This window comes from Bradyrhizobium sp. CER78 (assembly GCF_029846235.1).
Lineage (GTDB): Bacteria > Pseudomonadota > Alphaproteobacteria > Rhizobiales > Xanthobacteraceae > Bradyrhizobium.
Genome location: NZ_JARVWP010000018.1, coordinates 1 through 21,218, shown reverse-complemented (window position 1 = coordinate 21,218; position 21,218 = coordinate 1). Strand labels below are relative to the sequence as shown.

17 protein-coding genes are annotated in these 21,218 nt (G+C 65.5%); 13 read left to right on the top strand and 4 right to left on the bottom strand.

The annotated features are described in order from the left end of the window. Positions 1-15: 15 nt before the first annotated feature. Entirely contained in the window at positions 16-1,005 is a 990-nt protein-coding gene (locus QDT69_RS29770; protein ID WP_279710037.1) for a TRAP transporter substrate-binding protein, read from the bottom strand. 183 nt (positions 1,006-1,188) lie between these two features. Between QDT69_RS29770 and ugpB the strand changes: the two genes are divergently transcribed. The 10 genes from ugpB to QDT69_RS29720 all read left to right on the top strand — a co-directional run bounded on the left by ugpB (position 1,189) and on the right by QDT69_RS29720 (position 12,804). Further along, positions 1,189-2,508 (top strand): sn-glycerol-3-phosphate ABC transporter substrate-binding protein UgpB, encoded by a 1,320-nt coding sequence (gene ugpB, locus QDT69_RS29765; RefSeq protein WP_279710036.1) that lies wholly within the window; start codon positions 1,189-1,191, stop codon positions 2,506-2,508. A 143-nt stretch (positions 2,509-2,651) separates the two neighbouring features. After that, positions 2,652-3,605: an aminoglycoside 3'-phosphotransferase/choline kinase family protein gene (locus tag QDT69_RS29760; RefSeq protein ID WP_279710034.1), complete on the top strand. Its 954-nt coding sequence runs from the start codon at positions 2,652-2,654 to the stop codon at positions 3,603-3,605. Between the two features lie 451 nt (positions 3,606-4,056). Beyond that, positions 4,057-5,679 (top strand): ABC transporter substrate-binding protein, encoded by a 1,623-nt coding sequence (locus QDT69_RS29755; RefSeq protein ID WP_279710033.1) that lies wholly within the window; start codon positions 4,057-4,059, stop codon positions 5,677-5,679. A 300-nt stretch (positions 5,680-5,979) separates the two neighbouring features. After that, the gene (locus QDT69_RS29750; protein ID WP_279710031.1) at positions 5,980-6,993 is read left to right on the top strand and encodes an ABC transporter permease; all 1,014 of its coding nucleotides are present in this window, start codon (positions 5,980-5,982) and stop codon (positions 6,991-6,993) included. 10 nt (positions 6,994-7,003) lie between these two features. Further along, entirely contained in the window at positions 7,004-7,903 is a 900-nt protein-coding gene (locus tag QDT69_RS29745; protein WP_279710030.1) for an ABC transporter permease, read from the top strand. A gap of 301 nt (positions 7,904-8,204) precedes the next feature. Further along, a complete protein-coding gene (locus QDT69_RS29740; protein ID WP_279710029.1) occupies positions 8,205-10,007 on the top strand; it encodes an ABC transporter ATP-binding protein in 1,803 nt (600 codons plus the stop codon). 69 nt (positions 10,008-10,076) lie between these two features. Further along, the gene (locus QDT69_RS29735) at positions 10,077-10,256 is read left to right on the top strand and encodes a DUF4089 domain-containing protein (RefSeq protein WP_279710028.1); all 180 of its coding nucleotides are present in this window, start codon (positions 10,077-10,079) and stop codon (positions 10,254-10,256) included. Between the two features lie 28 nt (positions 10,257-10,284). Then, positions 10,285-11,661: an AtzE family amidohydrolase gene (locus QDT69_RS29730; protein ID WP_279710027.1), complete on the top strand. Its 1,377-nt coding sequence runs from the start codon at positions 10,285-10,287 to the stop codon at positions 11,659-11,661. A gap of 1 nt (position 11,662) precedes the next feature. Next, a complete protein-coding gene (hpxZ, locus tag QDT69_RS29725; protein WP_279710026.1) occupies positions 11,663-12,055 on the top strand; it encodes an oxalurate catabolism protein HpxZ in 393 nt (130 codons plus the stop codon). Positions 12,056-12,072: 17 nt separating this feature from the next. Then, positions 12,073-12,804: a GntR family transcriptional regulator gene (locus QDT69_RS29720; protein ID WP_279710025.1), complete on the top strand. Its 732-nt coding sequence runs from the start codon at positions 12,073-12,075 to the stop codon at positions 12,802-12,804. Between the two features lie 177 nt (positions 12,805-12,981). On the opposite strand, the gene atzF is transcribed toward QDT69_RS29720, so the two are convergent. Then, positions 12,982-14,769, bottom strand: a complete 1,788-nt coding sequence (gene atzF / locus QDT69_RS29715) for an allophanate hydrolase (protein WP_279710024.1) — start codon at positions 14,767-14,769, stop codon at positions 12,982-12,984. A gap of 236 nt (positions 14,770-15,005) precedes the next feature. Continuing rightward, complete coding sequence (locus QDT69_RS29710; RefSeq protein WP_279710023.1) at positions 15,006-15,536, bottom strand: MarR family winged helix-turn-helix transcriptional regulator; 531 nt, start codon at positions 15,534-15,536, stop codon at positions 15,006-15,008. 155 nt (positions 15,537-15,691) lie between these two features. Between QDT69_RS29710 and QDT69_RS29705 the strand changes: the two genes are divergently transcribed. Further along, complete coding sequence (locus QDT69_RS29705; protein ID WP_279710022.1) at positions 15,692-17,548, top strand: feruloyl-CoA synthase; 1,857 nt, start codon at positions 15,692-15,694, stop codon at positions 17,546-17,548. Positions 17,549-18,006: 458 nt separating this feature from the next. On the opposite strand, the gene QDT69_RS29700 is transcribed toward QDT69_RS29705, so the two are convergent. Then, positions 18,007-18,531, bottom strand: coding sequence for a MarR family winged helix-turn-helix transcriptional regulator (locus tag QDT69_RS29700; RefSeq protein ID WP_246667591.1), 525 nt, complete (start codon positions 18,529-18,531; stop codon positions 18,007-18,009). Positions 18,532-18,613: 82 nt separating this feature from the next. On the opposite strand from QDT69_RS29700, the gene QDT69_RS29695 reads away from it, so the two are divergent. Further along, entirely contained in the window at positions 18,614-19,816 is a 1,203-nt protein-coding gene (locus QDT69_RS29695; protein ID WP_279710021.1) for a cytochrome P450, read from the top strand. Positions 19,817-19,851: 35 nt separating this feature from the next. Continuing rightward, positions 19,852-21,063: an ABC transporter substrate-binding protein gene (locus tag QDT69_RS29690; RefSeq protein ID WP_279710020.1), complete on the top strand. Its 1,212-nt coding sequence runs from the start codon at positions 19,852-19,854 to the stop codon at positions 21,061-21,063. The last annotated feature ends 155 nt before the right edge of the window (positions 21,064-21,218 follow it).

Sequence of the window (21,218 nt, the reverse complement as noted above, 5' to 3'; positions counted from 1 at the left end):
GCGTCCAAGATCCGGTCACTCCACGTTGCGGATGCGTTCGATCAGCGCTGCGATCGCCGCATCGCGCTCGGCCTTGGCATAGATGCCGGCCATCGCCGCCTCGAACGGCTTGCGGTCGAAGTCGGTCACGACCTGGACGCCCGCGAGCTCCGCCTGCTTGCGCGAGCGCTCCTCGAGATCCCGCCACTTCTCGCGCATGTAAAGGCTGGAGCGCTGCGCGGCGTCGCGGAAGATGATCTGCTCATCGGGCGAGAGGCTGGCCCAGGCCTTGAGCGACATCACCAGCACTTCGGGGCTCACGGTGTGTTGGGTCAATGTGTAATAGCCGGCGTATTTGTAGTGGCCGGTGGTGACGAAGGACGGCCAGTTGTTCTCGGCGCCGTCGATCAGCCGGTTGGCAAGCCCGGTCAGCACCTGGCCGTAGGCCATCTCGACCGGCTGGGCGCCGAGCGCGCGGATCATATCCGACATCTGTTCGGATTGCTGCACACGCAGCCGCAACCCCTTGACGTCGTCGAGCGAACGCACCGGGCGCACGCTGTTATAGATCGAGCGGCCGCCGGAATCGTAGAAGGTGAGCCCGACGAAGCCGTGGGCCTCGAGACTATTGAGGATCTCGTTGCCGATCGGCCCGTCCAGCACATGCTGCAGGTGCTCATGTGATCGAAACAGGAACGGCATCGCCAGCACGTTCACGGACGGCACCATGGTCCCGATCAGCGCGACATTGGTCCGGTTCAGATCGATGGCACCGGCCCGGGTCTGCTCCAGCGTCTCCTTTTCCTCGCCGAGCTGGCGGGAATGGAAGACCACGATGCGGTGCCGGCCGCCGGTGCGTTCGGCGATCAGGCGGTCCATGTAATTCAGCGCCTGGACCGTCGGATAGTCTTCATTCTGGGTGTCGGCGGTGCGGAACTCGCGCGCAAAAGCACTCGCCGAAACCGCTGCCCATAACAGCGCGACGGCAAGCGTTATTGTCCGCGAAAGGCCGGCGCGGCGGTACACAGGCTACAATTCCCCTTGTGATTTGTGTCCAGGGCGGGAGCAAAAGGTTCAACGCTTTTTAGCAGAATGGCGCTGGTTCGCCCATCGGCCAAACGTTAATTCGGCGCTGCAACTTGCGGTGTCGATTGAATCTCTGGTTGTAGCACCGTATGAGGGCATGTTGGCATCCGGGAACGGCTGGTCGTGAAGTTCGCCTTGAAGCTCTTGCATCTCGTCGTCGTGACCCTTCTGCTGGTGGCGCCCGCGCAAGCGGCTACCGAGATCATGTGGTGGCACGCGATGTCGGGCGAGCTCGGCAAGCAGCTCGAGAAGCTCGCCGCCGACTTCAACGCCTCGCAATCCGACTACCGGATCGTGCCCGCCTACAAGGGCAACTACACCGAGACCGTCACCGCGGCGATCTTCGCCTTCCGCTCGCGCAGCCAGCCCGCGATCGTTCAGGTCAACGAGATTGCCACCGCAACCATGATGGCGGCGCGCGGCGCGATCTATCCGGTGTTCGAGCTGATGCGCGATCAGTCGGAGGCGTTCGCGCCATCGGCCTACCTGCCCGCGGTCGCCGGCTACTATGCCGATGTCGACGGCAACATGCTGTCGTTCCCGTTCAATGCCTCGACGCCGATCCTCTACTACAACAAGGATATGTTCCGTTCCGCGGGGCTCGATCCGAGCGAGCCGCCGAAGACCTGGGCCGAGCTCGGTACGATGGCGAAGCGGCTGCGCGCGGCCGGCGCGATGTGCGGCGTCACCACGTCGTGGCCGTCCTGGATCAATGTCGAGAACTTCTCCGCATTCCACAATCTGCCGATCGCGACCAGGGCCAACGGCTTTGCCGGGCTCGACGCGCAGCTGGTCTTCAACAACCCGATCGTGGTGCGTCATATCGCGCAGCTTGCGCAATGGCAGGCCGACAAGTCGTTCGACTACAGCGGCCGCGGGCAGGCGGCCGAGCCGCGCTTCCAGAAGGGCGAGTGCGGCATCTTCATCGGCTCGTCGGGCACCCGCGCCGACATCAAGGCCAATTCGAAATTCGAGGTCGGCTACGGCATGATGCCGTACGAGGCCGACGTACAGGGCGCGCCGCAGAACTCGATCATCGGTGGCGCGACGCTGTGGGTGCTGCGCGACCGGCCGCGCGCCGAATATGCCGGGGTGGCAAAATTCTTCGCCTATCTGTCGCGGCCCGAGGTGCAGGCCGCCTGGCATCAGAACACGGGCTATCTGCCGATCACCCGCGCCGCGTTCGATCTCAGCCGCGCGCAGGGCTTCTACGATCGCAATCCCGGCGCCTCGATCTCGATCGAGGAGGTCACGCTGAAGCCGCCGACCGATAAGTCGAGGGGGGTCCGTCTCGGCTCGTTCGTGCTGGTCCGCGATGTGATCGAGGAGGAGCTCGAGCAGGTGTTCGCCGGCAAGCGTTCCGCGCAAGCCGCGATGGACAACGCCGTCGAGCGCGGCAACCGCCTGCTGCGCCAGTTCGAGCGCGCCAATCCGGACCGGTGATGATGCATCCCCTTCGTCATTGCGAGGAGCGAAGCGACGAAGCAATCCATCCCTCCGCGTATGCCGAAGCATGGATTGCTTCGCGGAGCCTGTCATCCGGCGGCGCTTTGCGCCGACCGGGTGGCTCGCAATGACGCCACTGCATGACCTCGCAACTTCCACCCCTCACCACCTACGACACCTACCGCGCCTGGCGCGGCGACACCTCGCGCTGGCTGCCGGTCGCGCGCGAAATTGCCGACGGCCACGGGCTCTCCTGGGGCACGCCGCATGTGTTCTCGACCGGCACCAACCTCGTCGTCGGGCTCGGCGATGACCTGATCCTGAAGCTGTTTCCGCCGTTCCTGCGCCCGCAATTCGTGTCCGAGCGCGGCGCGCTGGCGCAGTTGCGCGGACGGCTCGGCGTTCCGATTCCCGATCTCATCGCGGAGGGCGAGCGCGACGGCTGGCCTTATCTCGTCATCACGCGCCTCGCCGGCACCGTCGGCTCGGAGGTATGGCCGTCGCTGGCGGAAGCCGAGCGGGAGCGCGTGCTCGGCGAGATCGGGGCCGTGATCGCCGAGGTGCAGCGCGTGCCGCCCGGCAGCCTGCTGGCGATCGAGCCGCGCTGGGAGGCCTTCATGCGCGGCCAGATCGCGCAATGCCGGGCGCGGCATGAACGGCTCGGCCTGTCGGCAAAATTCCTCGCCTCGCTCGATGACCTGCTGCGCGACGCCACCGAATTGATCCCGATGCACGCGCCGCCGGTGATCCTGACCGGCGAGTATATCCCTGAGAATTTTCTGCTGGGGCGCCGGGCCGACGGCTGGCACGTCGCCGGCCTGTTCGACTTCGGCGACGTCCGCACCGGGTGGGGCGAGTACGATCTGCTCGGCCCCAGCGCCTTCATGGCCGCCGGGCATCCACGGCTTGTGCGTAGCCTGTTCGACGGCTTCGGCATCCCGCGCAGCGAGGTGAATTTCGCGCTGAAGCGGCGTCTGATGGCACTCATGATGCTGCACTCCGCCAGCGATCCGCTGCGGCACGTCTGCATCGCGGGCTGGCCGGATCGGGTCGATGATTTCGTGCAGTTGCAGGAATTGATCTGGCCGGACTAAAGCCTGATGAGATTAGGTTGAGCTGGAACGGCGTCGAAGGTTCACCTCTCCCTTGGGAGAGGTCGATTTGCGCAGCAAATCGGGTGAGGGGTTATGGTCTATCGAGAGGGCAAGAGCCCTCACCCGGATTGCTTCGCAATCCGACCTCTCCCCAACGGGGAGAGGTGAACCGAGACCGCGCCAAACCGATTCAACTAAAACTCATCCCGCCTTAGCTGCCCTGGGAATCCTCGACCAGAAACGAAGCAGTCCTTACGTTCTGCTCACTTATTGAGCAGATGGCCTTCCTTTGTATGCAATCTCGCGCGTGCTGACCCGCGCCAGACCAAGTTACCGTTGACGATTTCTCTTATTTATACAGCGTGTTAGCGCCTCATAAGGTTTCGTTAAGGGTTGGCACAATCCTTGCGATCTGAGTTCCAAGGCCCGTCCCGGGGCGTTGGAGCATCACATGAAGCGTCGCGATTTCCTCAAATCGGTGTCCGGGCTGGCCGCGGGGGCGCTGGCGCCGACCGCGCCGGCGATCTGGTCGCCGGCCAAGGCCGATGCGCGGTCCGAGACGCTCCTCATTGTTTCTGAAGGCGGGCCCAACAATCTCGATATCCACGGCGTCGGCACCAACGTGCCCGGCTACGAGGTGTCGTGGAATTGCTACGACCGCCTGATCAGCCACGAGATGAAGAGCGGTCCCGGCGGCGTGCCGTATTACGACCGCGACAAGTTCAAGCCCGAGCTCGCCGAGGACATGAAGATCGACGACATGTCGGTCACCTTCAAGCTGCGCAAGAACGCCAAATTCCATGACGGCACGCCTGTCACGGCGAAGGACGTCAAATGGTCGCTCGATCGTGCCGTCAGCGTCGGCGGTTTCCCGACCTTCCAGATGAGCGCGGGTTCGCTGACCAAGCCCGAGCAGTTCGTCGTGGTCGACGACCATACGGTGCGGGTCGACTTCCTGACCAAGGACAAGCTCACGATCCCCGATCTCGCGGTGATCGTGCCCTGCGTCGTCAACTCCGAACTCGTCAAGAAGAACGCCAGCGAGAAGGATCCCTGGGGTCTCGAATTCACCAAGCAACAGACCGCGGGCTCCGGCGCCTACAAGGTGACCAAATGGACCGCCGGCACCGAGGTCGTCATGGAGCGCAACGACGACTGGGTCTCGGGTCCCCTGCCGAAGATCAAGCGCGTGATCTGGCGCATGGTGCCGCAGGCCGGCAATCGCCGCGCGCTGCTCGAGCGCGGCGATGCCGACATCTCCTACGAGCTGCCGTTCAAGGATTTCCAGGAGATGAAGGCGAACGGCAAGCTCAACGTGGTCTCGCTGCCGTTCTCCAACGGCATCCAGTATATCGGCATGAACGTCACCAAGCCGCCGTTCGACAATCCCAAGGTGCGGCAGGCGATGGCCTATGCGATGCCTTACCAAAAAATCATGGATGCGGTGCTGTTCGGTCTCGCCAACCCGATGTTCGGCGCGGCCAAGGACAAGCCGACCGAGGTCGCCTGGCCGCAGCCGACCAAATATTTCACCGACATGGAGAAGGCCAAGGCGCTGCTCACTGAAGCCGGCTACGCCAACGGCTTCGAGACCACGATCTCGTTCGACCTGAATTTCGCCGGCGTGAACGAGCCGCTCTGCGTGCTGGTGCAGGAGAGCCTCGCGCAGCTCGGCATCAAGACCACCATCAACAAGGTGCCCGGCGCCAACTGGCGCACCGAGCTCACCAAGAAGGAAATGCCGCTGTTCACCAACGTGTTCTCGGGCTGGCTCGATTACCCCGAGTACTTCTTCTACTGGTGCTATCACGGCAACAATTCGATCTTCAACACGATGAGCTACAAGTCGGGCGAGATGGACAAGCTCATCGACGGCGCGCGCATCGCCGCCGCCAACGGCGACACCGCGGCCTATGACGCCGACGTCAAGGGCTTCGTCGATCTCGCCTACGCCGACATCCCGCGCATCCCGCTCTATCAGCCCTTCGTCAACGTCGCGATGCAGAAGAACATCTCGGGCTACGAGTACTGGTTCCACCGCCGGCTCGACTATCGCGCGATGGCGAAGGGGTGAGACGGTGATGCTGATGATCAACCAGACATCGGCACATGGCGTTCATTCACGTGAGGTGAGCACGTCTCTCAGGCTCCCTCCCCCCTTGCGGGGGAGGGTGGGGAGAGGGGTAAGCCGCGAACTCGGAAGGACAACTTCAGGCGCGATAGTGCCAAACTATTCGCTGCATTACGCGCGGATCGGCGGGGCGTTTCGTCTGGCATCGGAGCAAGCGGTACCCCTCTCCCCAACCCTCCCCCGCAAGGGGGGAGGGAGCCCGCGCAGTCCCGCTGTGGCTTTCTTCGATGTCGGGAGGGCCCCATGCTCACCCTGATCGGCAAGCGGCTCTTGTTCGCGATCCCGTCGCTGATCGGGGTCGTGATCGTGACGTTCCTGCTGACGCGCGCGCTGCCGGGCGATCCCGCGGCGTATTTTGCAGGGCCCGCCGCAACGAAGGAGGCTGTCGACCAGATCAGGAAGAAGCTCGGCTTCGACAAGCCGCTGATCGAGCAGTTCGTGCGCTACACCAGCGATCTCGCCCATGGCGATCTCGGCACTTCGCTGACCACGGGCCAGCCGGTGGCCGCCGAGCTGCGCAACCGCCTGCCGGCATCGGCCGAACTCACGCTGCTTGGCCTCGTCGTCTCGATCGTGATCGCGATCCCGCTCGGCGTGCTGGCAGCGACGCGGCCGGGCTCCTGGATCGATCATCTCTGCCGCGTCACCACGACGGCCGGCGTGTCGCTGCCGGTGTTCTTCACCGGGCTCGTGCTGGTTTACGTGTTCTATTTCCGGCTCGGCTGGGCACCGGCGCCGCTCGGCCGGCTCGACGTGTTCTACAGCGCGCCGCCGACCGTCACTGGCTTCTATCTGATCGATACGCTGATCGCGCGCGACTTCGAGGCGTTTCGTTCGGCGTTCAGCCAATTGATCCTGCCGGCGGTGACGCTCGCGATCTTCTCGCTGGCGCCGATCGCGCGCATGACGCGGGCCTCGATGCTGGCGGTGCTGGCGTCCGATTTCGTCCGCACCGCGCGCGCCAGCGGCCTGTCGCCCGGCAAGGTGATCGTCACCTATGCGTTCCGCAACGCGATGCTGCCGGTCATCACCACGCTCAGCATGGTGTTCTCGTTCCTGTTAGGGGCCAATGTACTGGTCGAGAAGGTGTTCGCCTGGCCCGGCATCGGCTCCTATGCGGTGGAGGCGCTGATCGCCTCCGACTTCGCGCCGGTGCAAGGCTTCGTGCTGACCATGGCGGTCATGTACGTGCTGCTCAATCTCCTGATCGACATCCTCTATGGCGTGATCGATCCGCGCGTCAGGCTGGAAGGTTAGGGAGGGGCGTATGAGCAGCGTAGCGCCGGCCGTCGAACCCGCAGGTCCCGCCCGCACCTCGGGGCTTGCTGCGGTGCTGGAGCAGACCCGTTATGTGCTGGGCGAGAACAAGGTCACCGGCTTTGCCTTTGCGCTGCTGATCCTGATCATGTTCGCCGCGCTGTTCGGGCCCTATGTGGTGCCGTACGACCCGCTCGCGTCCGACACCGCGGCAGCGCTGAAGCCGCCGTCCGCCGCGCACTGGTTCGGCACCGATCAGCTCGGCCGTGACATCTTCAGCCGCGTCATCGTCGCAACCCGGCTCGACACCTTCATCGCGGTTGCCTCCGTCGTGCTGGTGTTCCTGATGGGCGGGCTCGCCGGCATCGCCGCCGGCTATTTCGGCGGCTGGACCGATCGCATCGTCGGCCGCATCGCCGACACCATCATGGCGTTCCCGCTGTTCGTACTGGCGATGGGCATTGTCGCGGCGCTCGGCAACACCGTGCAGAACATCATCATCGCGACCGCGATCGTGAACTTTCCGCTCTATGCCCGCGTCGCCCGCGCGGAAGCCAATGTCCGCCGCAATGCCGGCTTCGTGCAGGCGGCGCGGCTGTCCGGCAATGGCGAATACCGCATCCTGCTCGGGCACATCCTGCCCAACATCATGCCGATCATGATCGTGCAGATGTCGCTGACCATGGGCTATGCGATCCTCAATGCCGCGGGCCTGTCCTTCATCGGCCTCGGCGTCCGGCCGCCGACCGCCGAGTGGGGCATCATGGTCGCCGAGGGCGCCGGCTTCATGGTGTCCGGCGAATGGTGGATCGCGCTATTCCCCGGCCTCGCGCTGATGATCGCGGTGTTCTGCTTCAACCTGCTCGGCGACGGCCTGCGCGACATCGTCGACCCGCAGCGGAGGACGTGAGTGATGATCTCCAGCCTGCGCCGTCTTTTCCTTCGCCTCGCCCCGCCTGCGGGGAGAGGCCGGATCGCATGGAATGCGATCCGGGTGAGGGGGAGTCTCCGCGAACTCCTCGGCCAGTTGAGTTCGTTGCTAGAGGCCCCTCATCCCAACCTTCTCCCCGTAAGAACGGGGAGAAGGGGCACACCGCCGCGGCGGAGGACGTGATGACTGTCTCGGCGCGGTGTCACGCTACCGCTCCCCTCCTTTGCATGGGGTTGTTTTGCGGATTCTTGGATGACGCCTCGTATGCGGAGGGACGTGCATGACCGCCCAACCGTTGCTCGACGTCAGCGACCTCACCGTCGAGTTCACCACGCGTCGCGGCATCGTGAAAGCCGTGCAGCACGTCAACATCTCCGTGGCTAAGGGCGAGACCGTCGGCATCGTCGGCGAGTCCGGCTCCGGCAAGTCGGTGACCTCATATGCGGTGATGCGGATCCTCGATCGTGCCGGCCGGATCGCCGAGGGCTCGGTGATGTTCTCCGGCATCGACGTCAAGGCCGCGACCGAAAGCCAGATGCGCGATCTGCGCGGCCGCGAAGTCTCGATGATCTTCCAGAATCCGCGTGCCGCCCTCAATCCGATCCGCAAGGTCGGGCACCAGATCGAGGACGTGCTGCGCCAGCATGTGCAGCAGGCCCAGGTCACCGACCGCGGCGAGAAGGCGATCGAGGCGCTGGAGCAGGTCAAGATCGCGCGACCGCGCGAGCGCTATCACGCCTATCCGTTCGAACTGTCAGGCGGCATGTGCCAGCGCGTCGTCATCGCGCTTGCGCTCGCCTGCAACCCGCAGCTTCTGATCGCAGACGAGCCGACCACCGGCCTCGACGTCACCACCCAGAAGGCGGTGATGGATTTGATCGTCGAACTGACCAGGCGCCGCTCGATGTCGACGATCCTGATCACGCACGATCTCGGCCTCGCCGCCGCCTATTGCGACCGCGTCGTGGTGATGGAGAAGGGCCGCGTGGTCGAGACCGCTGTCTCGGCCGACATCTTCGCCGCGCCCCAGCACGCCTACACGAAGAAGCTGATGCGCGCGACGCCGCGGCTTGGCGTGTCGCTCAGGGATTTGTTGCCGGAGGAGGACCCTCTTGCCTCTCCCCGCACGCGGGGAGAGGCCGACACGCGCAGCGTGGCGGGTGAGGGGGACTCTCCGCATACTGCGCTCGTGGATGTAGCCCCTCACCCCAACCCTCTCCCCGTGAAGAACGGGGAGAGGGAGAAGAAGCCCCTCCTGTCAGTCGAGAAGCTGGTCAAGGAATATCCCCGCCAGGGCGCGGGCTCGGTGCTGACAAAACTGTTCGGCCGCAAGCCGCCGGTCGAGGAAGAGGTCTTCCGTGCCGTCGACGGCATCAGTTTCCAGGTCGACCATGGCGAGAGCGTAGGCCTGGTCGGCGAATCAGGCTGCGGCAAGTCGACGACGTCGATGATGGTGATGCGGCTATTGGACCAGACCTCCGGCCGCATCATGTTCGACGGCGAGGACATCGGCGGCATCATGCCGCAATCCTTCGCGCGGCTGCCGCGACGCAGCCAGATCCAGATGGTGTTCCAGGATCCGACCGACAGCCTCAACCCGCGCTTCACCGCGGCGCGCGCGATCGCGGACCCGATCATGCAGCTCGGCGACATCAAAGGGCGCGATGCGCTGCGCGACCGCTGCGAGGAGCTGGCACGGCTGGTCGGCCTGCCGGTCAATCTCCTGGACCGCTTTCCGCATCAGCTGTCCGGCGGCCAGAAGGCCCGCGTCGGCATCGCACGCGCGATCGCGCTGCATCCGAAGCTCGTGATCCTCGACGAGCCGACCGCAGCACTTGACGTGTCGGTGCAGGCGGTGGTGCTCAATCTGCTGCAGGACCTCAAGCAGTCGATGGGCATGAGCTATCTGTTCGTGTCGCACGATCTCAACGTGGTGCGGCTGCTGTGTGATCGCGTCATCGTGATGCGCGCCGGCCGCATCGTGGAGCAGGGCACGTCAGGGGACGTCTTGGGCAATCCGCAGGATGCCTATACAAAAGAACTGCTGACGGCGATCCCGCATCCGCCGTTGCCGGTTTCCTGACGCATGATCCGGAAAAGTGGGAACCGGTTTTCCGAATAGATCATGCGCAAAATCGTTATTGGGAGCGAAATGGCCGATCATCTCGACGACTACGTGAATGCCGCCGCCCGCGCGATGGAGCTGCCGCTGGAAGATGCCTGGCGTCCGGCGGTGCGCGCCAATCTCGAGGTCGCGCTGCGGCTGGCGAAACTGGTCGACGACTTCGCGCTGCCCGATGACGCCGCCTCGGCTGCGATCTATTCGGCCTGAGATCGCGATGTCCGAAACTTCCGCGTCCATGTCAGCCGCCGAAATCGCGCAGGCCGTCGCGAGCCGCAAGATCACTGCGCTTGCCGCAACCGAGGCGGCGCTCGCGCGCATCGCGGCGTGCGACAAGGTCCTCAATGCCTTCACCGACGTCACCGCCGATCGCGCGCGTGCAAAGGCGCGTGCGATCGATGCGGAGATCGCAGCCGGAAAATCGGTCGGCCCGCTCGCCGGCGTGCCCTTCGCGGTCAAGAACCTGTTCGATGTGCAGGGCCTCTCGACCCGCGCCGGCTCCAAAATCAATCGCGAGCTGCCGGCCTCGCCGCGCGATGCCACGCTGATCGAACGGATGGAGGCGGCCGGCGCCGTGCTGGTCGGCGCGCTCAACATGGGCGAATACGCCTACGACTTCACCGGTGAGAACGCGCATGACGGTCCGTCGCGCAATCCGCACGATCCGGCGCGGATGGCGGGCGGCTCCTCGGGCGGCTCCGGCAGTGCCGTCGGCGGCGCGCTGGTGCCGATCGCGCTCGGCTCCGATACCAACGGCTCGATCCGGGTGCCGTCGTCATTCTGCGGCATCTTCGGCCTGAAGCCGACCTATGGAAGGTTGTCGCGCGCGCGATCCTTTCCGTTCGTCGCGAGCCTCGATCATCTCGGTCCGTTTGCGCGTAGCGTGACGGATCTCGCGCTCGCCTACGACGTCATGCAGGGGCCTGACACTGACGATCCCGCCTGCGTCGCGCGGCCGGTCGAGCCGACGATGCCGCTGCTTGCCGAAGGCATCGGCGGGCTGCGGGTTGCGATCGCCGGCGGCTATTTCCAGCAGAATCTGTTGCCGGAGGCGGTCGAAGCCGTCGCGCGCGTGGCAAAGGCGCTCGGCGCGACGCGGACCGTGGAGTTGCCGGAAGCGGCGCGCGCCCGTGCGGCGGCCTTCATCATCACCACGACCGAGGGCGCGGCGCTGCACCTCGATCGGCTGCGCACGCGTCCGAACGATTTCGATCCGGCGGTGCGCGACCGCTTGTTTGCGGGCGCGATGGTCTCGGCGGTCCATGTCGACAAGGCGCAGAAGTTCCGCCGCTGGTATCGTGCCAGGGCGCTGGAGCTGTTCCAGTCGGTTGACGTGATCCTGGCGCCGGCAACCCCGTGCACCGCACCGAAGATCGGTCAGGCCAATTTTACGCTCGATGGAGTCGAGCTTCCGGTGCGGCCCAATATCGGTATCCATACCCAGCCGATCTCCTTCATCGGCCTGCCGGTTGTCGCCGTGCCGGTGCCGCTTGAACCGATGCCGATCGGCGTTCAGATTATCGCCGCGCCCTGGCGCGAGGACATCGCGCTGCGGGTCGCCTACGCGCTCGAACAGATGGGCGTTGCGAATGCGCCTGCGCCGAGAGGAATATAAGATGGATATTGATCTTCCCGACGTGCTTGCCGAAGTGACGGCGCAGTTCGAACGCTACGAGAGGGCGCTGGTGTCGAATGACGTCGCGGTGCTCGATGAGTTGTTCCGCAACGACAGCCGCACGCTGCGCTACGGCATCGGCGAGAACCTTTATGGCTACGCCGAGATCATGGCGTTTCGCGCCGGGCGCTCGCCGGTCGGCCTGATGCGCAAGATCGACCGTACAGTGATCACGACCTATGGCCGCGACACCGCGATCGCCTCGACGCTGTTCTATCGAGACAGCACTCCAGGTAGGGTGGGGCGGCAGATGCAGACGTGGATTCGTTTCCCCGAGGGCTGGAGAATCGTCGCGGCCCATGTCAGCGTCATCGACGAGCCCAAAGGCGTTTGAACAAGAGCGCTTGAACCATGAGCCTGGACGATCTGCCGACCCGCGCGCAGCAAGCCACTGAACCCGAACCGGTCGTGCCGCGCGTCGATCGCCCGTCGTCGCTGGTCGACAAGGTCACACGCGCCGAAGAGCTGCGCCTGCAACTCGCCGACGAGATCGTGCGCGGCACGCTGCCGCCGGGCGCCGGTCTCGATGAGACCGATCTGGCGCGCCGCTTCAATGTCTCGCGCACGCCGGTGCGCGAGGCGCTGCGGCAGCTGGCCGCGAGCGGCCTGATCGATGCCCGCGCGCATCGCGGCGCCGTGGTGGCGCGGCCTTCGCTTGAAAGACTCACCGGCATGTTCGAGGCGATGGCCGAGCTGGAAGCGATCTGCGCCGGCCTCGCCGCCGAGCGCATGACGCCCGCGGAGCGTCACGCGCTGGAGGCGATCCACGAGGAGCTGCGGGTCTTGAGCTACACCGGCAATCCCGAGCGCTTCCACGAGGTCAATGAGCGCTTCCACAACGCGATCTATGCCGGCTCGCAGAACGCCTACATCGCCGAGATCACGCTCGCGACGCGGGTGCGAGTACAGCCGTTCCGCCGCGCCCAGTTCCGCAACCTCGGGCGCCTGGCAAAATCCCACGCCGAGCACGACCGCGTCGTCGTCGCCATCCTGCGCGGCGACAAGGCGGGCGCTGCGGCAGCGATGCGCGCGCATATCGAGCAGGTGCGCGGGGAATACGAAACCTACGCGGTGTCGGTGTAGCTCGGTGCTCAAACCTATCAGCGCGTCATTCCGGGGCGCGCGAAGCGCGAGCCCGGAATCCATTGGTCAGCATCTGACGTAGATGATTGGTTGCGGGGCGCTCCAGCAACCGTCACTGCGACGAAATGGATTCCGGGCTCGCGCCAAGAGGCGCGCCCCGGAATGACGAGAAAGCGGTTACACTCTCGCCTTCTCCGCCATGAACGCGCGCCAGCCGCCATAGGCCGAGATATCCTTCGCGCCGGCAATTGCAGCGGGCTCCACGATGAAGCCTTTCGCCTGCCGTCCGTCGGCGAGCCGGATCGTGCCGATTGAGAGCGGCGGCGGGATCGCGGCGACGAATTTGCCGAATGCGGCGGCCGACATCGCCCACAGCTCGAGCTTGATCGATGCACCCGCGCCGGCCTCGACACGCAGCATGCCGGGTTTTGGCGGCGTGGTGTCGAGCGCGTAGAGCTTGTAGTCCGCTGCGGTGACCGTCGCTTCCAACAGCCGCGCATCGAGCGTCGTCAGCTCGTGGTTCAGCGCCATGCCGGAGAGATGCGCGCCGACCACCGCGATCGTGATCTCGTCGGCGGCGGCCTGCGCCGGCACGGCGGCAAGCGGCGGCTGCGGCAGCGCCTTCGCGCCGAGCGCAAGGCCGGTGTCGGCATGGAATATGCGGCCAATGCCGGCAAGCGCGGCGTCGCGGCCGGCAGGAGCCAGCAACGTGATGCCGAACGGCGCGCCGTCCGGCCGCATCGCCGCCGGCAGTGCGAGGCCGCAGAGATCGAGCAGGTTGACGAAATTGGTATAGGTGCCGAGCCGCGAGTTGAGCTCGATCGGGTTGGCCAGCACGTCGGCGGTGGAATAGACCGTCGGGGCGGTCGGCAGCACGATCGCGTCGAGTTGCGCGAAGGTGCGCGCGGCGACACCGCGCAGCGCCTGCAGGCGATAGAGCGCGGCGAATGTATCGGCCGCGGTGGGCCGCGCGCCGCCGATGGTGATCTCGCGGGTCACCGGGTGGATCGCATCCGGCGACGACGCCAGCAGGTCGCGGATCACGAGATAGCGCTCGGCGACCCACGGGCCCTCATAGAGCAGCCGCGCCGTCTCGTAGAACGGCTCGAGGTCGAATTCGACGAGTTCGACGCCGAGCGCCTGCCAGCGCTTGCACGCCTCGCCATAGGCCGTCTCGGCCTCGCGATCGCCGAAGAAGATCAGCTGGCCGGACTTGGGAATGCCGAGCTTCAGCTTCGCCGGAAGCGTCGTGAGCGGCCCGAGCGGCCGGTTGCGCGAGAACGGATCAGCCTCATCCGGCCCGGCCATCACGGCAAGCGCGGCCAATGCGTCATCGACGGTCAGCGAGAACACCGAGATGCAGTCGAGCGTGCGGCAGGCCGGCACCAGTCCCGCGTTCGAGATCAGCCCGAGGCTCGGCTTGAGCCCGACGATGTTGTTGAGCATCGCCGGCACGCGGCCGCTGCCCGCAGTATCGGTGCCGAGCGACAGCGGCACGAGGCCCGCCGAGACCGCGACCGCGGAGCCCGAGCTCGATCCACCCGGCACCAGATCGCCGCGCACCGGATTTTTGGGAATGCCGTAGGGCGAGCGCACGCCGACCAGGCCGGTGGCGAACTGGTCGAGATTGGTCTTGCCGATGATGATGGCGCCGGCCGCGCGCAGCCTGGCGACAACAGTGGAGTCCTTCGCCGGTGTATAGGCGAATGCGGGGCAGGCGGCGGTGGTCGGCAACCCCGCGACGTCGATATTGTCCTTCACCGCGACCGGCACGCCATAAAGCGGCAGCATCGGGTCCGTGAGCCGCGCGGCTTCGGCGAGCGCCTCCTGCTCGTCGCGCAGGCTGATGAAGATGGCGGGGTCGTTGTGCTCGCGAATGCGCTGATAGCTGCGCTCCACGGTTTGCGCCGGCGTCATGGTCCCGGTGCGGTGTGCGGCAACGATCGCGGCGACAGTTTCAGTCACGTGGTTGGCCCGTCTGTTGAGCGGCAAGGCGTTGGATGCCTGCCGCGAGGGAATTGCAGCCTGATCGAAGCAAGCAATGTGCCATTGTGTACAATTTGTCCGCGGTCGCGATGCGGCGAATTATTACGCAATATCAGTTGTTTGAAATGCTCGCTGGTAGCTGATGCAAGCTGGCTTGCGAGTGTCGATGCCTAATTTTAGAGCAGGCATGACCAAGCCGAAATCCGGCCGCGGGATCAGGTGAAGCAGGCAAGGATCTGCAGCAGTCGCTCGCGGTTGTCCTTGCCGATCTTCTCGGCGACATGCCGCTCGTGCTCGGCGGCAAGCCGCTTGAACCGCGCCAGCGCGGTCTTGCCGCGCGCGGTCAGATGCAGCGCGTGGGAGCGGCGGTCGGTGGCGGAGGGGATGCGGCTGACGAAGTCGCGTTCCTCCAGGCTGTCGAGCAGATGCACGAGGCGCGCGCGCTCGATCCCGAGCCGCTTGGCGACCGCCATCTGGCTGAGGCCCGGATTGGCCCCGATCACGGTCATGACCGAATATTGGGTCGGGCGGATATCGACCGTCGCCAGCGTCTTGATGAAGTCCTGGAAGATCCAGAGCTGGAAGCGCCGCACTGCGTAGCCGACGTGGCCGACCAGTGCGTCGAGGCCGATGTCGTCACCGGCCTCGCCCGCATGCGCCCCGCCATTCGCGGTGCGCGCCTGGGGGCGGCGGATTGCCGCTGCCGTTGCTGCCGCCTTGCGCGATGTCTTCTGCTGGCTTGCCATACCGCAAGGCTAGCGCGCCCGGGGCGTGAGGGAAAGATTGTTGTTGACGACAACAATTGATATCCGCAACATTATCGCCAAAGAGCCCGGCCGGGATCGGTGCACCGCATCATGTTGCGGCGCGATCCCGAAACGACACGGGCGAGGAGGAAACCATGACGGCCGTCGGCGGTGACAATCCGAGCAGCCTGTTCGCGACGCCTGCCATCGTGGCGGATCGACGTGGCGACGGCAGCATCCTGGTTCGTTCCACCACGCCCTTGAAAGAAAGCGCAAGGTGCGTCGGCGACTGGCTAGAGCACTGGGCGCGGCAGGCGCCGGATCGCATCTTCCTCGGCGAGCGCGCGAGCGTCGAAGCGCCCTGGAGCACCGTCAGCTATCGCGACGCGCTCGGGATCGTACGGTGCGCTGCATCGTGGGTATTGGCGCAAGGGCTGAGCACCGAGCGGCCGCTCGTCATCCTCTCCGACAACGGCATCGACCACGCGCTGTTCGCGCTCGCCGCCCAGCATGTCGGCGTGCCTTCGGCCGCGATCTCGCCGGCCTATTCGCTGATGTCGAAAGACTTCGACAAGCTGAAGGGCATGATCAGCCTGCTCGATCCCGGTGCGATCTATGTCGCGGGCGCAAAGCCGTTTGCCTCGGCGCTGGCCGCGATCAAGCCGCTGCATCGCGCCGTCATCGTCAGCGGCAATCCCGAGGATGCCGACGCGCTGGCATTCCGAGCCATTGCAGCGACACCAGAATCGCCAGACGTGGCAAAAGCCTTCGCCGCGGTGACGCCGGACACGATTGCAAAATTCCTGTTCACCTCGGGGTCAACAGGCACGCCGAAAGCCGTGATCAACACCCAGCGCATGCTGACCTCGAGCCAGCAGGCCAAGGCGCAGACCTGGACGTTCCTGGAGCGGGCCAGCGAAGAGCTGGTCATTCTGGACTGGCTGCCGTGGAGCCACACCTTCGGCGCCAACCACAATTTCAACCTGGTGCTGCGCAACGGCGGCACGCTCTATATCGATGGCGGCAAGCCGGCGCCGGGCCTGTTCGCGACCTCGCTCGCCAATCTGCGCAGCGTGGTGCCGACGGTCTATTTCAACGTGCCACGCGGCTTCGACATGCTGATCGCAGCGCTTCGCACCGACGAGGAGTTGCGCCGCAAGTTCTTCGAAGGCACCAAATTCGCGTTCTATGCCGGCGCGGCGCTGCCGCAGAATTTGTGGGATGCACTGGAGGAATTGTCGCTGCAGACGGTCGGCCGCAGGCTGCCGATGGTGTCGGCCTGGGGCTCGACCGAGACCTCGCCGCTGGCGACCGACTGCCACTTCCTGGCAAAACGCTCCGGCAATATCGGCGTGCCGATTCCCGGCACCGAGCTGAAACTCGTGCCGTCGGGCGACAAGCTCGAGGTCCGCGTGCGCGGGCCCAATGTCACGCCGGGCTACTGGAAGGCACCCGAGCTGACCGCGCAGGCCTTCGATGGCGAGGGCTTCTACAGGATCGGCGACGCCGTCACCTTCGCCGATCCCGACAGGCCGGATCTCGGCCTGTTCTTCGACGGCCGCGTGGCCGAGGATTTCAAACTCAATTCCGGCACCTGGGTCAGCGTCGGCACCTTGCGCGTCGCCGGCATCGCGGCGCTTGCACCGCTCGCGCAGGACATCGTCGTGACTGGTCACGGCCGCGACGAGGTGCGCTTCCTGGTGTTCCCGAACCTTGCCGCCTGCCGCTCGCTCGCGGGACTGCCCGAGACCGCCGGCGCGCAGGAGGTGATCAATCATCCGGCAGTCCGCTCCGCGATCGGGCAGGGGCTGGCACGGCTGAAGGCGCAAGGCGGCCATTCCTCCGGCCACGCCACCCGCGCGCTGTTGCTCGCCGAGCCGGCCTCGGTCGACGGCGGCGAGATCACCGACAAGGGCTACATCAACCAGCGCGCCGTGCTGACGCGCCGCGCTGCAGCAGTGGCGGTGCTGGAGGACGATGCGTCGTCCGAGCCGATTGGCTGTGCCGGGTGAGGGCCGATAGGGCAGGCCTGGTTAGGAAGGCACGCGGAAGGGTTCCCTCCCCCCTTGCGGGGGAGGGTTAGGGAGAGGGGTACCGCACGACGTGAGCTATCCGTATTCGTGTCACTCCAACGCACTTTGCCAGGACGTTGCATGCATCGATCATCGCGCCGGGGGCTTACCCCTCTCCGCGACCCTCCCCCGCGAGGGGGAGGGAGCCTGAGCGGCGTGCTCACCTGACCTGAGGGCGACGTCACAAATCTCGGCATGGGACCTGACGTCGCACCGGCTCGCCTTTTTAGTTGCCATAGCAACTAAGCTATGCGAGTTTCCGCTCAATAGGGACAGGGCCGGTCAACGGCCTCGCATTTGGGAGGATCATGTTGCGCAGCAGCGCGCGAGCAGCACGCATGGAAAACTGGACGAAGTCCGCGGTGGCGCAGGGCGCTGCCCGTGGCCCGGCCGTGCCGTCAGGTCGTGCTTTGCCCGGTCACGGCGCCGAGATTCTCGTGCAGCCGGCGCAGCAGGTCGATCAGCACCTCGCGCTCGTCCTTTTTCAGGCACGACAGCAGCCGCCGCTCCCGCTCCAGCGCCGCGACAATGACCTTGTCGTGGACGGCGCGGCCACGCGCGGTCAGGGTGATCGAATGGGTGCGGCCGTCGTCGGGTGCGGTCCGGATCGTCAGCAGGCCGCGTTTCTGCAGCGCCGCGAGGTTGCGGCTGACCGGTCCCTTGTCGAAGCCGATCACCTGGCAGATCCGCGAGGCCGGAATCCCGGGCTCGATCGCGAGCTGCGAGATGATTCGCCACTCGGTGACGTTGACGCCGAAATTCTTCTGGTAAAATGCGGTGGCGCTGTTCGACAGCTTGTTGCCGATGAAAGTGATGAACGCCGGCACATAGCGATTGAGGTCCAGCAGCGGGCCATCGGTGGCATCTGCGGGATCGGCCGGTCTCGGCCGGCGGGGCTTTCGGGGGAGGGGCTGGCTGCTCATTTCTCAAATCATCGCTGCGAAACTGCTCGGGAGCAAGTGACATGCGGCCCGTGTTGACAAGATCAAACCTCGGGAGGTCCTGATGACTGCAACAGGGGGGACATCCGTCCCGCATCTCGACGTCGATCCGTTCGCGCTGGATTTCTTCGCCGATCCGTTTCCGACCCATGAGCGGCTGCGCGAGGCCGGACCGGTGGTCTATCTCGACAGGTGGAATGTATATGGCGTGGCGCGCTACGCCGAGGTCCATGCGGTCCTGAACGATCCTGCGACGTTCTGCTCCAGCCGCGGCGTCGGCCTCAGCGACTTTTCCAAGGAAAAGCCGTGGCGGCCGCCGAGCCTGATCCTGGAGGCCGACCCGCCCGCCCACACCCGAACCCGCACTGTGCTGAGCTCGGTGCTGTCTGCGACCGTGATGAAGCAGCTCCGCGGCCGCTTTGCCGCCGCGGCGGAGGCCCGGGTCGATGCGCTGCTGGAGAAGCGCAGGTTCGATGCGATCGAGGACCTTGCGGAAGCCTATCCGCTCTCGATCTTCCCGGATGCGCTCGGCCTGCAGCCGGAGGGCCGTGAGCATCTGCTGCCTTACGCCAGCCTGGTGTTCAACGCGTTCGGTCCGCCGAACCAACTGCGCGAGGAGGCGATCAAGCGCTCCGCGCCGCACCAGGCCTATATTGCCGAGCAGTGCCAGCGCGACAACCTCACCCCGGGCGGCATCGGCGCCTGTATCCACGCCCATGTCGATAGTGGCGCCATTACCGCGACCGAGGCACCGCTGCTGGTGCGCTCGCTGCTGTCGGCCGGCCTCGACACCACCGTCAACGGCATCGGCGCCGCGGTCTATTGTCTCGCCCGATTCCCCGACCAGTTCGAGAAGCTGCGCAACGATCCGACCCTGGCGCGCAACGCGTTCGAGGAAGCGGTGCGGTTTGAGAGTCCGGTTCAGACTTTCTTCCGGACCACGACCCGCGACGTCGAGCTCAGCGGGGCCAGCATCCCCGAAGGCGAGAAGGTGCTGATGTTCCTGGCTGCGGCCAATCGCGATCCGCGCCGCTGGGAGGCGCCCGATAGCTACGACATCACGCGCCGCACCTCGGGCCATGTCGGCTACGGCTCGGGTATCCACATGTGCGTCGGCCAACTCGTCGCCCGCCTCGAAGGCGAAGTGATGATGGCGGCGCTGGCGCGCCGTGTCGCCAGGATCGAAATGACGGGTGAGCCGAAGCGCCTGTTCAACAACACGCTGCGCGGGCTCGAGAGGCTGCCGGTCGAAATCACGCCGGCCTGACGCCGGCTGCGGAACAACGCAAGGGAGGGGACACGATGAGGGGCTTTAGGATTGGACTTGCGCTGGCATTGGCCTGCGCGGCGGGCAGCGCGCGTGCGGAGATTTCCGGCGACGTCGTGCGCGTCGGCGTGCTGAACGACATTTCCGGCATCTTCCAGGACACCAACGGCATGGGCTCGGTGGAAGCCGCGCGGATGGCGGCGGAAGATTTCAACGGCGGCGGCAAGGGCATCAAGGTCGAGATCGTCTACGCAGATCACCAGAACAAGGCCGACGTCGGATCTGCGATCGCGCGCAAATGGCTCGATGTCGAGGGCGTCGACGCCATCGTCGACGTGCCGAACTCGGCCGTCGGCCTCGCGATCAATACCGTGCTGCGCGATTCCAGGATGACGTTCCTGGCCTCGTCGACCGCAAGCTCCGATCTCACCGGCAAGGCCTGCTCACCGAACACCATTCAATGGGTCAACGACGCCTGGGCGACCGGCAACACCACCGCCGCCGCGATGATGCAGCGCGGCGGCAAGGACTGGTATTTCGTGACGGTCGACTACGCGCTCGGCAAGGGTATCGAAGCCGAGGCGACAAACTACATCGAGAAGCACGGCGGCAAGGTGCTCGGCTCCAGCAAGCACCCGCTCGGCACGTCGGATTTCGCCTCCTTCCTGCTGCAGGCGCAGAGTTCCAAGGCCAAGGTGATCGGCTTGGCGAATGCCGGCGGCGACACCATCAACGCGGTGAAGCAGGCGGCCGAGTTCGGCATCCAGCAAGGCGGCCAGACCATGGTCGCGTTCCTGCTGTTCGTGAACGACATCCACGGCATGGGCCTGAAGGTCGCGCAGGGCCTGCAGCTGCTGGAGGCTTTCTACTGGGACATGAACGACGACACCCGCGCGTTCGCAAAGCGCTTTGCCGCGCGTCCCGGCATGAACGGCAAGATGCCGAGCGGCAACCAGGCCGGCGTCTATGCCTCGACACTTGCCTATCTCAATGCCGTCGCCGCGACCGGCAGCGACGATGCCAAGGTGGTGGTGCCGCAGATGAAGACCTTCAAGGGCAAGGACAAATTGTTCGGCGACACCACGATCCGCCAGGACGGCCGCGTCGTCCACCCGATGTATCTGTTCGAGGTGAAGAAGCCGGAGGAGTCGAAGTACCCCTACGATTATTACAAGCTGATCGCGACCATCCCGGCCGACCAGGCATTCCGCCCGCTGGCGGATGGCGGCTGCTCGCTGGTGAAGTGAAACGTCCGCCGCGCACGATTCATCCTCCCCTGGAGGGGGAGGATCGGTTCGCATGAAACGCGAACCGAGGTGGGGTGAAGGTCTCTCCACTTCGGCGCGGCCCGTGTTGAGAGATCACCCCACCCCGCTTCGCATTTCGCTACGCTTCATGCGAA

Coding starts and splice junctions, on each gene's coding strand:
- QDT69_RS29760 (WP_279710034.1), top strand. CDS start 2,652: ATGACCTCGCAACTTCCACCCCTCACCACCTACGACACCTACCGCGCC.
- QDT69_RS29755 (WP_279710033.1), top strand. CDS start 4,057: ATGAAGCGTCGCGATTTCCTCAAATCGGTGTCCGGGCTGGCCGCGGGG.
- QDT69_RS29750 (WP_279710031.1), top strand. CDS start 5,980: ATGCTCACCCTGATCGGCAAGCGGCTCTTGTTCGCGATCCCGTCGCTG.
- QDT69_RS29745 (WP_279710030.1), top strand. CDS start 7,004: ATGAGCAGCGTAGCGCCGGCCGTCGAACCCGCAGGTCCCGCCCGCACC.
- QDT69_RS29740 (WP_279710029.1), top strand. CDS start 8,205: ATGACCGCCCAACCGTTGCTCGACGTCAGCGACCTCACCGTCGAGTTC.
- QDT69_RS29735 (WP_279710028.1), top strand. CDS start 10,077: ATGGCCGATCATCTCGACGACTACGTGAATGCCGCCGCCCGCGCGATG.
- QDT69_RS29730 (WP_279710027.1), top strand. CDS start 10,285: ATGTCAGCCGCCGAAATCGCGCAGGCCGTCGCGAGCCGCAAGATCACT.
- hpxZ (WP_279710026.1), top strand. CDS start 11,663: ATGGATATTGATCTTCCCGACGTGCTTGCCGAAGTGACGGCGCAGTTC.
- QDT69_RS29720 (WP_279710025.1), top strand. CDS start 12,073: ATGAGCCTGGACGATCTGCCGACCCGCGCGCAGCAAGCCACTGAACCC.
- QDT69_RS29710 (WP_279710023.1), bottom strand. CDS start 15,536: ATGGCAAGCCAGCAGAAGACATCGCGCAAGGCGGCAGCAACGGCAGCG.
- QDT69_RS29705 (WP_279710022.1), top strand. CDS start 15,692: ATGACGGCCGTCGGCGGTGACAATCCGAGCAGCCTGTTCGCGACGCCT.
- QDT69_RS29700 (WP_246667591.1), bottom strand. CDS start 18,531: ATGAGCAGCCAGCCCCTCCCCCGAAAGCCCCGCCGGCCGAGACCGGCC.
- QDT69_RS29695 (WP_279710021.1), top strand. CDS start 18,614: ATGACTGCAACAGGGGGGACATCCGTCCCGCATCTCGACGTCGATCCG.
- QDT69_RS29690 (WP_279710020.1), top strand. CDS start 19,852: ATGAGGGGCTTTAGGATTGGACTTGCGCTGGCATTGGCCTGCGCGGCG.